The sequence below is a fragment of the Photobacterium kishitanii genome (genome assembly GCF_003026355.1).
GTDB classification, from domain to species: domain Bacteria; phylum Pseudomonadota; class Gammaproteobacteria; order Enterobacterales; family Vibrionaceae; genus Photobacterium; species Photobacterium kishitanii.
Window position 1 is genome coordinate 56,955 of sequence record NZ_PYON01000006.1, and the last position, 12,074, is coordinate 69,028.

Below are 12,074 nucleotides of genomic sequence, written 5' to 3' on the forward strand. Positions count from 1 at the left end.
TAGCTACTAAGATGTAATCCTCTTTAGTTTCACTACTGTGGCGTTATAATCATTAGTCGCTACGTTTTTAAGGATAAGAACCTATGGCAACAGTGTCACTCAATAAAGAAAAAATTAAAATTCTTCTATTAGAAGGCCTCCATCCATCAACACTCGAGGTCTTACAGCAAGCGGGTTATAACAATATTGAATACCACAAAGGCTCTTTAGTCGGTGATGAACTATTAGAAGCCGTAAAAGATGTTCATTTCATTGGTATTAGATCTCGCACTCAACTGACACCAGAAGTGTTTGCTGCTGCAAAAAAACTTACCGCGATAGGTTGTTTCTGTATTGGTACTAACCAAGTTGATTTAGATGAAGCAGTAAGACGTGGTATCCCTGTTTTCAATGCCCCTTTTTCCAATACCCGCAGTGTTGCTGAACTTGTTCTGGGTGAAATTCTATTATTATTACGCGGTATTCCAGAGAAAAATGCCAAAGCCCATCGTGGTGAATGGTTCAAATCAGCGGATAACTCATTTGAAGCACGCGGTAAAACATTAGGTATTATTGGTTACGGTCATATTGGTACTCAACTTGGTATTTTGGCTGAGAACCTTGGTATGCGAGTATGTTTTTATGATGTTGAAACCAAACTGTCATTAGGTAATGCCACTCAGATACATAATCTATCTGAATTACTGAATAAATCAGATGTGGTGAGCTTGCATGTACCAGAAACCAAAGGTACTGCTAACCTCATGGGAGTAGAAGAATTTGCCCGCATGAAACCAGGAGCGATCTTCATTAACGCTGCTCGGGGCACAGTCGTCGATATTGATGCGCTATGTAGCGCCTTAGAAAGTAAGCATATTGCAGGTGCTGCAATTGATGTGTTCCCAATTGAGCCAAAAACCAACAACGACCCATTTGAGTCACCATTAATGCAGTTTGATAACGTGATTTTAACTCCTCATATTGGCGGTTCAACTCACGAAGCTCAAGAAAATATCGGTATTGAAGTAGCTGGAAAACTGGTTAAGTACTCAGATAATGGCTCAACATTATCTGCAGTTGGTTTCCCTGAAGTATCCTTACCTGAACATCATGGCTGTTCACGTCTACTGCATATTCACCACAACCGCCCTGGAGTATTAAATCAAATCACCACTATTTTTGCTTCAGAAGGCATTAATATTGCGGCCCAATTCTTACAAACCGGCGCAGAAGTAGGTTATGTGGTAATAGATGTTGAAACTGAGCGTTCTAAAGAAGCCCTGCAACAACTTAAATCCATTGAAGGCACAATTCGCGCCCGGATTTTGCATTAAGTTGAACACTTAACTACGACAAAGGAGAGCATATCGCTCTCCTTTTTTATTGTACTTAATGATTATTTTTCAGCTAATTTAAATATAACATTCACACTGTCTTTAATCACAATGTTGTTATCAGTATAACTTTGATCAATGGCGCTTTGTGGTGCACTGCCAACCATGTAGGTATTAGTGCGCATATATGGCATCGGCAAACCATCTGTATTGTAATCTATCTGCCATACACCATCGATTTTATTACCAAAGCCTTGGGCCAGTGATGCAGCAACTTGCTTAGCATTCTCGATCGCTTTTTGACGAGCTTGCTGTTGATACTTCTCAGTATCAGCCACTTTTAATTCAATGTTATTAATTTGGTTAATACCATCACCAAGGGCGTCATCTAAATAGCTATTTAGCTTAGTCAGTTGATGTACCGTCACCTCAACATTACGATTAGCTCTAAAGCCGACTAACTCTGGCTTATGATCTTTAGGGTAATTATATTGTGCCGACAAGGCAATATTTGCACTATTGATGTCTTTTTTATTCACACCAGCTGCTTGTAAACGCTCAATAAACTTGGTTACTGCTTGATCAACCGCTAACTTAGCATCAACTGCATTTTTTTTGGTTTCAACCACACTGACGGAAAATACTGCCATATCAGGCTTAACCACAATTTCGCCACGACCCGTTGTTTCTAAGTGAGGAAATGGAATATCTGCCGCCATTGCAGCAGTTGAAACAAACGCACTAGCGCCAAGTACCATCATCGCTAAACATTTCTTATTCATTATTCATCCTTTTATTTGTCGCACAAGATTGTTATTTATTCTCTGTTACAGCAATAAATATATTATCTTTTCTCATCAATTATGCCGTTATGCTAACAAACCCCCAATATAACGAACACTGTTTTTTAATTATTATTCAGAAATCATTCAGGAATATTATCGTTATAACGTCATAATTATTGCGAACCATCTCTTTATCTGGATAAAAAAAAGAAGCCCGTAGGCTTCTTTTTTTAGTGTCATATAATTAAAACTTGAGCAAATTAAGCACCAACTTTATTTACATGCACATCCATCTGTGGGAATGGAATTTCGATACCTTCTTTATCAAGCTCTTCTTTAATAGCTTGGTTTAGATCGAAATATACACTCCAATAATCAGGTGTATTAACCCATGGGCGTACCACAAAGTTAACAGAAGAATCAGCAAGTGCAACCACACCAATTGTTGGTTCTGGATCTTTAAGCACACGTTCGTCAGCTGTTACTACGCGACGTAATACTTCTTTGGTTTTTTGTAAATCAGCATTGTAAGAAACACCAATCACTAAATCGATACGACGAGTGTCATTACGAGAGTAGTTAGTAATTGGATTACCAATGATGTGAGCGTTTGGTACGATAACTGTTTTGTTATCAGGCGTACGTAATTCAGTAGAGAAGATCTGAATAGATTCAACAGCACCAGCAACACCAGCAACTTCAACATAATCGCCAGATTTGAATGGGCGGAAACCAACAATCAATACACCTGCTGCAAAGTTTGATAATGACCCTTGAAGTGCAAGACCAATTGCCAAACCTGCCGCACCAATAACAGCAACCACTGATGCAGTTTGAACACCAATACGACTTAATGCGGCAATTAAAACAATCACGAATAGCACATAACGTACTAAGCCATGAATAAACTCAACAACTGCATTGTCCATCTCTTTTTTGCGTAAAACTTTCGCAATTGAACCAGCAATGAGTTTAACAATGATATTACCAATAAATAAAATCAGTAAGGCTGAAACGATATTAACTGCATATTGGACTAATAGATCTTGGTTTTTAGTGATCCAGTCTCCAGCGTGTAATACACCGTTAGTCAATGAGTTATCAGATATATGTTCAACAACCTTGTCAGTAACGCTCTCTGTCATGAAGGTATCTCTCTAAAAAATATAAGAATAATAACAAAATGCCGCTTAATGAGTAAATCATACAGTAAACAGTAAAAAATAACACCTCAGCAACAAATATGATGTTAGATGGTGACAACTGACCATGCTGTAATTGATATAATAATTAGCATGATGCACTCCAACATCAAAGAAACGGTGCATTATTAATCCTTTACTAGATAAATGGCTAGTAAAAAAAATCGAACAATCATAAAAAAATATAAATTATCTATTGTAATAAAGTAGCGCTAACTGCTTATGATATACAAAAAAAAAGCCCACCAAAGTGGGCTTTTTCACATTTTATGTGGCTGATATTCTATTAAAGAACGTCAACTGCATTTAGGTCAGAGAATGCTTTCTCTAGACGCTCAACCATTGATACTTGACCTGCACGTAACCAAACGCGTGGATCGTAGTATTTCTTGTTAGGCGCTGACTCACCTGTTGGGTTGCCGATTTGACCTTGTAGGTAATCGTGGTTTTCAGCTTCGTAACGACGGATACCGTCCCATGCAGCCCACTGTGTATCAGTATCGATGTTCATTTTGATAACACCGTAACCGATTGACTCTTGGATTTCAGCTTCAGAAGAGCCTGAACCGCCGTGGAATACGAAGTTTAGAGAGTTAGCTGGTAGGCCAAACTTCTCTGAAACGTATGTTTGAGAATCACGTAGGATAGTCGGAGTAAGTACAACGTTACCTGCTTGGTAAACACCGTGTACGTTACCGAAAGATGCTGCGATAGTGAAACGAGGGCTAACTGCATTTAGTTGCTCGTATGCATATGCAACATCTTCAGGAGAAGTGTATAGCTCAGAAGAATCCATATCTGAGTTATCAACACCGTCTTCTTCGCCACCAGTACAACCTAGTTCGATTTCTAGTGTCATATTCATCTTAGCCATACGCTCAAGGTATTTAGCTGAGATTGCGATGTTCTCTTCTAGAGACTCTTCAGAAAGGTCAATCATGTGAGAAGAGAAAAGAGGCTTACCAGTTTGAGCGAAGAACTCTTCACCCGCGTCTAGTAGACCGTCGATCCAAGGAAGTAGTTTCTTAGCAGCGTGGTCAGTATGAAGAATAACTGGCACACCGTAAGCTTCTGCTACTGCGTGAACATATTTAGCACCAGCGATAGCACCAAGAATTTGAGGGCCTTGACCTTCAAGCTTAAGACCTTTACCACCGAAGAATGCAGCACCGCCGTTAGAGAACTGAACGATAACTGGCGCTTTAGCTTTAGCAGCAGCTTCAAGAACAGCGTTTACTGAATCAGTACCGATACAGTTAACAGCAGGTAGAGCAAAATTGTTTTCTTTTGCTACAGCAAAAACTTTCTGTAGGTCGTCGCCAGAAATAACACCAGGTTTTACAAAATCGAAGATCTTAGACATAACAATAGTCCTATATTTACTTTGTTGTCTGTGGAAAAATTCTTGTGCAAACGTTTGCGATAAGCTTCTATTTTACTGAAATATAACGGCTATCACAAACATTTAAACGTGGAAACTAAGACTATTATTATAAATATCCCAGTCTCCACGCCAAATAAATTATGCTTTAGCGCGTGCTTCTAGCATTTCAACTGCTGGCAATTTATTGCCTTCAACGAACTCAAGGAAAGCACCGCCACCAGTAGAGATGTAAGATACTTTATCTTTGATGCCGTATTTGTCGATAGCTGCTAGTGTGTCACCACCGCCCGCAACAGAGAAACCAGCAGATGCTGCGATTGCGTTAGCAACAACTTCAGTACCTTTACCGAATTGCTCAATTTCAAATACGCCAACTGGACCATTCCAAAGAATAGTTTTTGCGTTCATGATGATGTCAGCAAGCGCTTGAGCTGAATCTGGACCAAGGTCAAGAACCATGTCGTCAGCAGCAATATCAGTTGCAGCTTTAATCGTTGCTTCAGCTGAGTCAGAGAACTCTTTTGCACATACAACATCAGTTGCAACTGGAATATCAGTGTGTGCCATTAGCGCTTTAGCTGTTGGGATAAGATCGGCTTCGTAAAGTGACTTACCTACATCGTTGCCTTCAGCTGCGATGAAAGTGTTAGCAATACCACCACCAACAACGATTTGGTCAGCAATCTTAGATAGTGACTCAAGAACTGTTAGTTTAGTTGATACTTTAGAACCACCAACGATAGCAACCATTGGACGTGCTGGGTTATCCATTACTTTACCTAGCGCTTCTAATTCGCCAGCTAGTAGTGGGCCTGCACATGCTATAGGAGCAAACATACCTACACCGTAAGTAGATGCTTGTGCACGGTGAGCCGTACCGAATGCATCCATTACGAATACGTCACAAAGTGCAGCGTATTTCTTAGATAGTTCGTCTTCGTTCTTCTTCTCGCCCTTGTTGAAACGTACGTTCTCAAGAACAACAAGCTCACCTGCATTTAGCTCAAGACCATCAAGGTAATCTTTTGCTAATTTAACGTCACAATCTAGTGCATCGTTTAAGTAGTTAACTACAGGTTGTAGAGAGAATTCTTCTGCGTATTCGCCTTCCGTTGGACGACCTAGGTGAGAAGTAACCATTACTTTAGCACCCGCTTCTAAGCAGCGCTGAATAGTAGGTAAAGATGCAAGGATACGTGCATCTGAAGTTACTTTACCGTCTTTTACTGGCACATTTAGGTCAGCACGAATAAATACACGCTTACCAGCTAGATCCAGATCAGTCATCTTGATTACAGACATGTTTTGCCCTCTCAACATTATATAAAATAAAAGTTCATAAATTTCACGGCTCGGCTTCACTGCCAAACCCAAGAATTCTTACTCGTTATTTTTGCGGCGTTGCAGCAGAGTTATCTGTTGCCGCCATTGCTAACGCAGTATCTAACATGCGATTAGCAAATCCCCATTCATTATCACACCACACCAGCATTTTAATTAAATGCTTACCACTGACTCGAGTTTGAGTGCCGTCAACAATCGCGCTATGGGGATCATGATTGAAGTCAATTGACACTAATGGTGCTTCGGTATAAGCCACTATACCCTTTAATGTACAACGAGACGCATTTAATAATGCTTGATTTACGTCATTAACTTTCACGTTTGTTGTAACAGTAACCGTTAAATCCATGGCAGTGACGTTTATTGTGGGCACCCTCACAGAAATAGCTTCAAATTTGTCAGAAAACTTCGGAAATATACGACCGATACCTAGATGTAATTTGGTATCTACTGGAATAATGGATTGGCTAGCAGCACGCGTTCGGCGTAAATCGGGGTGATAAGCATCAATAACTTGCTGATCATTCATTGCAGAGTGAATTGAGGTTATGGTGCCAGTTTCAATACCGAAACTATCATCCAACACTTGAATGATGGGCACGATGCAATTCGTCGTACAAGAGCCATTGGAAACAATCGTGTGCTGCGGAGTTAACTGTTGATGATTAACGCCATATATCACAGTAAAATCGATATCTTTGGCAGCTGGATGGGAAAATAACACTTTGTTAGCGCCAGCATCTATGTGAGCTAAACCATCATCACGAGAACCTAAATGACCAGTACAATCAAGGACGATGTCGACATCCAAATCGTGCCAAGGTAACAGTTTAGGATCGGGTTGATGAAGTAGGCGAATTTGATCGCGGTGACCATTTTCATGGGCAATAAAAAGATGCTCCTGGTCATGACTGACAGGCTTACCGAAACGTCCATGGCTTGAATCATACTGAAGCAGGTGAGCCATTGCTTCTGGCTCAGCCAATTCATTGATGGCCACGACGTTAATTTGGTGATGTTTACCACTCTCGTACAATGCGCGGAGCACACTGCGACCGATGCGGCCGAATCCATTTATTGCGACTTTTAGTGTCATATCCGTGCTACAAAAAAACCAAACGGCGTTAGTGTATACCAACCAAGTTTGAGAATCACCATAATTGTGACAACTCTCACTGCGTTTAATTAAATACTTACATAATCAAACACATAATCACACAAAGCTGGATGGTTAAAAATGAAAATGTGAATATCCAGCCACTATCATCCACTATAAATGTCAATTTCTTGTCATTCAGACAGGCTTTTTTTTGCTTATTTTAGATGTAAATCAACACTGTACAAAATTCACAAAAGCAATAATTTATTCGTAGTATAATTATACAAAATGACATATTTATCTACATTTCAAACTCGTAATGGCGCATCAATATGCTTACATTCACGTCTTTAACAGCCATTATTTTTACTGCTAAACATTTGTTACATCCGCAATGAGGTTATTATGAACAAGAAAAAAATTGTTATCGGGGGAGCTCTCGCGGTCTTACTTGGCTACGCAGTTTCAGTTTATTGGTCTTTCGAGCCCGACACCTTTTCGCCAGATAAGTATGCAGCCCAACAAGCAACTTTAAATCATCAACAACAAGTTATTGGTTACGAAACCACGACGACTTTAATCCACATTAATCAGCTATTGTTGGATAAGCCGGGTGGTTTCCTAACTAATGACCGTTTACCACCAAGTGTTTTAATGGATAACATGCCAGCCTGGGAAGCCGGAGTGTTAACCCAAGTACGAGATATGGTACTAATACTAAAAGATCGTATTAGCCGATCTCAAAACGAAAGCCGCACTGATCCTGATCTAAAAGAAGCTCAACCAGCACTGAACATTAATAGTCATAGCTGGAACTTCCCTAGTGCTGAATCACAGTATCAAGAAGCTATTGATTCATTGATCAGCTACCGTGATCGCCTAACAGCCCCGAAAAAACCGAGTCAACAAGCAACATTTTATGCTCGCGATGATGGTTTAGTTGCATGGCTTGAAGTGGTTCAAAACCGCTTAGGTAGTATCTCGCAAGATCTCGGCTCATCAGTTGGTGAAGCGCACTTAAATATGGATCATGATCAATTAGCAGAAGGTAATGGTGTGATGCGAGAGATCAAAGTCGATAATACCAAAACGCCATGGCTAAAAATTGATAATATCTTTTATGAATCCCGTGGTTCCACATGGGCGCTGTTGTTACTGATGAAATCGATGAAAGATGATTTCAAAGAAGTATTAGAAGAAACCAAATCAATGGTGGTGATGGATCAGATCATCGGTGAGCTTGAGGCGACCCAAGAAACCGTGTGGAGCCCAATGATTTTAAATGGTAATGGATTTGGGGTTATCGCCAACCACTCATTGATCATGGCTAACTATGTTTCACGTGCACAAGCAGGTACAGTCGATTTGATTAATATTCTCGAAAAACGTTAATCATCTTCTTGTTTATATGTTGAATGAAGACCGCATTAATGCGGTCTTTTTTTATCAATTCTGGAGCCGAAATAATTGATTTAACAATATTGAAGAGAATATTAGCGATAAAATATATTGACTAATACAGCCCCCACTCAGCTAAAAGTCGTCACACATTGCCCTTTACAAGCCTGCGTTTTACATAAATAATCAGCCCACTCTGTTGCTCAGCGTTATTAATGAAACATCAAGTAAAGTAAACTCCTTAGAATATCTTCGTTAATGTTGTCATCCTCGGTGTTTCCCTTAGCTTCATCGTCGTATTTAATAATTCACGCTTATCAGCAACACCGTTTATTCATATTTTTTACAGTAAGGGTTACACATGTCGCATAAAGCAACGGGTTTAGTGAAGTGGTTTAGCGAAGAAAAAGGCTTTGGTTTTCTAACTCAAGATACCGGTAATGCCGATGTGTTTGTCCACAGCAGTGGCATTGCAGATAAAACCTTAACGACTCTACCTGAAGGTAAAAAAGTTTCTTTTGATGTTGAACAAGGCCAAAAGGGCCTACAAGCCATCAACGTTGTAGTTTTATAACGAAAAATAAATGCCGCTGATAAATCAGTGGCATTTATTACGATAAAATAGATAACAAAAAAATCTATTAATTATACTGAACATCTAAATAAAAAATTCAAATAACTAACCAAACTAAATGTTATTTAAACACGTCTAATCATTAAATTAATAATGACAAAAAATCTTATAGTATAAATAAATTCAAATCTCATCCCTAACAGATAACTACCTTCAATGAGTGCATCTAAATTCAACAATTTAAATAATAATAAGCCTCTGATAATAGTTTAAACAGCCTTATCATTTCAATATCTTATATAAGATCATACTTATTATAATACATACAATATATTAATGTCATATTATTGTTATATTTATAACGTGTTTCTGAATTTTCATAAGGAATCTATATACTGCATTATTAATTATATTCTCATTTTGGAGCACCTATGAAGTTTAGGGAAGATATAAATGGCTTAAGAGCAATAGCCGTTATTGCTGTTGTGCTATTTCATTTTAACAGTTCACTTATACCTGGTGGTTTTGCTGGGGTTGATGTGTTTTTTGTTATATCTGGTTTCTTAATGACTAGTATTATATTTAGAGGGTTAGAAAATAACACGTTTTCAGTACTTACTTTTTATAAAGCGAGAGCAGTAAGAATCATCCCTGCTTTATTAGCGGTTTGTATCACAGTACTTATATTCTGTTGGTTCTTTTTAATGCCATTAAAGCTTGAAGCTTTAGGTCGGCATGTGATAGGCAGTGTTAGCTTCTTATCTAATATCCTTTATTGGACTGAATCAGGTTACTTTGATACATCATCGCAAACTAAATGGTTGCTGCATACGTGGTCACTATCTGTCGAATGGCAGTTTTATATTATTTATCCAATTGCTTTAATTGTTCTTAAAAAGCTATTTTCTCTTACTAACATAAAAAGAATTCTGATAGTAGCAACGGTATTAGGTTTAGGTATTAGTATTTATGCATCATACTACTGGCCATCTCCTGCTTATTTCTTATTACCTACACGTGCATGGGAAATGCTAGCGGGTGGTCTCGTATTCTTATATCCTATAACGTTAAGCCAACCTAGAAAAAAACATATCGAATGGACTGGATTAGCTTTAATTTTCCTTTCTTATGCCTTTATATCAAAATCAGATATGTGGCCAGGGTACTTAGCTCTGATCCCTGTTGTTGGTGCCGCATTAGTTATTCTTGCTAATAATAGCAATAGCCCTATTACCAGTAATAAAATAATGAAGAATATTGGCTTATGGTCTTATTCTATTTATTTATGGCATTGGCCTGTTGTTGTTATCGGACATTATTTTAATATTGAATACTGGGCTTTCGTTGGTATTCCATTATCTATATTATTAGGCTTCATTAGTTATACCGTTATTGAAAAAAACAAAGTAACTTTAAAAGCTATTATTTTGCCATATGTTTTAATTCTAGGATTCGCGTGTATCGTTTCATCAAACATCGGTTTATTCTACAATATCCCTAAAATGAAATTGAAAGCAATTGTTACAAATACAGAAACAGATCAAAATGGTAAATACACATGGGACAAAATTAGACATTTAGATCAAAAAGACTTTGCAGGTAAAAATAAAGAAAAAGTATTAATCATCGGCGACTCTCAAGCGGGTGATTTTACTAATAGTCTTTATGATGCTGGTTTAAATAAAAATGTTGATATAGTTTCACGAGTTGTTGAAGCTGATTGTGGCTTTTTCTACTTACCACCAGCGGAACAAAATATTGCTTTTAGTCAATCACCAACGATTAAAGGTAATCAAATGTGGCAGAATAAATGTCGTACCTTTATTAAAAATGTAGATAAAGGCGATGTTGTTGAACAAGCTAACGTTATTATCCTAGCTATGTATTGGCGTGATGTTAATATGAATTGGATTTTTAAATCTATTCAAAATATTCGCGCTAATAATCAGCATGCAAAAATCTATGTTATTGGCGGTAAATCATTTAATACTCCAGTATCAACATTGGCTTATGACGCTTATAAACAACAAGCAGATCTTGGTCATTATGCAAAAATGAATATTGCAAGCAATGATCTGGAAAATCGAGCTGTACAAAATAAGCAATTTGAAGCAAATGCTAAGTTACCTGAATATAATTACACTTTCATCAATATGACGCAGGTTATGTGTCATAGTAATCGTTGTGATGTTATAGATAAAGATGGTAATAGTTTTTACTCTGATAAACGTCATACAACGCGTGCAGGTACAAAATACATAGCAGAACAATTACATAAGCAGCAGTTATTCAATGAGATATTAGCACCTGAAAATCAATAGTTATTTGAGTTCGCTTGGTATACAAAACTGCACCATGATTGTTATATAAGACATCGCAAGGCCGCTAATAAATTAGCGGCCTTTTTATGTCCATACATAGGCCAGAGAAAGCTTACAAAAATGTAATCTGCAGGAAAGGTAGCCGTATAGATCGTTAGGTATTATCTCCACATCAAAACACAACTAAGGTTTTTACCATGTTTACTAAACCATTTCTTATGCTTCTTCCTGCTGTTCTATTATCAACATCTGTATGCGCAGCTACGGCTCAAGGGTTCACAGGTACTACAACTCAACAAGGTTTTAACGGCCCAAGCCTTGGTCTAAATACAGTGAAGACAGTTCTTAATTCCGGTATGTTCAGCGATGATACGCCAGTCACATTAACCGGTAATATCACCAGTTCATTAGGAGGTGACCATTATACATTTACCGATGGTACTGGCTCAATTACAGTTGAGATTGATCATGATAAATGGTTTGGGGTGCAGGTTACGCCACAAACAAAAATTACTATCCATGGTGAAATTGATAAAGAATTTAATCATACCGCTATTGATGTTGATCATCTGCGTGTGGTCAGTTAACGCCCCATCTATATGTAGCTTTGAGGAACAGCTAACATTTCTCAAGGCTACATCTATTTCAAGTTTT

The 12,074-nt window shown here is 38.1% G+C and carries 10 protein-coding genes; 5 read left to right on the forward strand and 5 right to left on the reverse strand.

Annotated elements, in window-relative coordinates; translation table 11 throughout:
* The first annotated feature begins 83 nt into the window (after positions 1 to 83).
* Positions 84 to 1,313, forward strand: coding sequence for a phosphoglycerate dehydrogenase (gene serA / locus C0W29_RS08700; protein ID WP_045045424.1), 1,230 nt, complete (start codon positions 84 to 86; stop codon positions 1,311 to 1,313).
* A 62-nt stretch (positions 1,314 to 1,375) separates the two neighbouring features.
* Here the strand turns inward: serA and C0W29_RS08705 are convergent, their stop codons facing one another.
* From C0W29_RS08705 to epd, 5 genes are all read right to left on the reverse strand, one after another.
* On the reverse strand, positions 1,376 to 2,095 hold the full coding sequence (locus tag C0W29_RS08705) for an oxidative stress defense protein (RefSeq protein ID WP_036793295.1): 720 nt from the start codon (positions 2,093 to 2,095) through the stop codon (positions 1,376 to 1,378).
* A gap of 263 nt (positions 2,096 to 2,358) precedes the next feature.
* The gene (mscS, locus tag C0W29_RS08710; RefSeq protein WP_036793294.1) at positions 2,359 to 3,243 is read right to left on the reverse strand and encodes a small-conductance mechanosensitive channel MscS; all 885 of its coding nucleotides are present in this window, start codon (positions 3,241 to 3,243) and stop codon (positions 2,359 to 2,361) included.
* A 343-nt stretch (positions 3,244 to 3,586) separates the two neighbouring features.
* Positions 3,587 to 4,663 (reverse strand): class II fructose-bisphosphate aldolase, encoded by a 1,077-nt coding sequence (gene fbaA / locus C0W29_RS08715; protein WP_036793293.1) that lies wholly within the window; start codon positions 4,661 to 4,663, stop codon positions 3,587 to 3,589.
* A gap of 159 nt (positions 4,664 to 4,822) precedes the next feature.
* On the reverse strand, positions 4,823 to 5,986 hold the full coding sequence (locus C0W29_RS08720; protein ID WP_045043426.1) for a phosphoglycerate kinase: 1,164 nt from the start codon (positions 5,984 to 5,986) through the stop codon (positions 4,823 to 4,825).
* 85 nt (positions 5,987 to 6,071) lie between these two features.
* Positions 6,072 to 7,124 carry an erythrose-4-phosphate dehydrogenase gene (gene epd / locus C0W29_RS08725; RefSeq protein ID WP_045043425.1) on the reverse strand — a complete coding sequence of 351 codons (1,053 nt, stop codon included), beginning with the start codon at positions 7,122 to 7,124 and terminating at the stop codon, positions 6,072 to 6,074.
* Positions 7,125 to 7,532: 408 nt separating this feature from the next.
* Between epd and C0W29_RS08730 the strand changes: the two genes are divergently transcribed.
* The 4 genes from C0W29_RS08730 to C0W29_RS08745 all read left to right on the forward strand — a co-directional run bounded on the left by C0W29_RS08730 (position 7,533) and on the right by C0W29_RS08745 (position 12,007).
* Positions 7,533 to 8,519, forward strand: coding sequence for a DUF2333 family protein (locus C0W29_RS08730; protein WP_045043424.1), 987 nt, complete (start codon positions 7,533 to 7,535; stop codon positions 8,517 to 8,519).
* Between the two features lie 367 nt (positions 8,520 to 8,886).
* Positions 8,887 to 9,099 (forward strand): cold-shock protein, encoded by a 213-nt coding sequence (locus tag C0W29_RS08735; protein ID WP_045043423.1) that lies wholly within the window; start codon positions 8,887 to 8,889, stop codon positions 9,097 to 9,099.
* Positions 9,100 to 9,530: 431 nt separating this feature from the next.
* Positions 9,531 to 11,420 carry an acyltransferase family protein gene (locus C0W29_RS08740; RefSeq protein WP_045045423.1) on the forward strand — a complete coding sequence of 630 codons (1,890 nt, stop codon included), beginning with the start codon at positions 9,531 to 9,533 and terminating at the stop codon, positions 11,418 to 11,420.
* 197 nt (positions 11,421 to 11,617) lie between these two features.
* A complete protein-coding gene (locus C0W29_RS08745; RefSeq protein ID WP_045043421.1) occupies positions 11,618 to 12,007 on the forward strand; it encodes a NirD/YgiW/YdeI family stress tolerance protein in 390 nt (129 codons plus the stop codon).
* Positions 12,008 to 12,074: the final 67 nt, after the last annotated feature.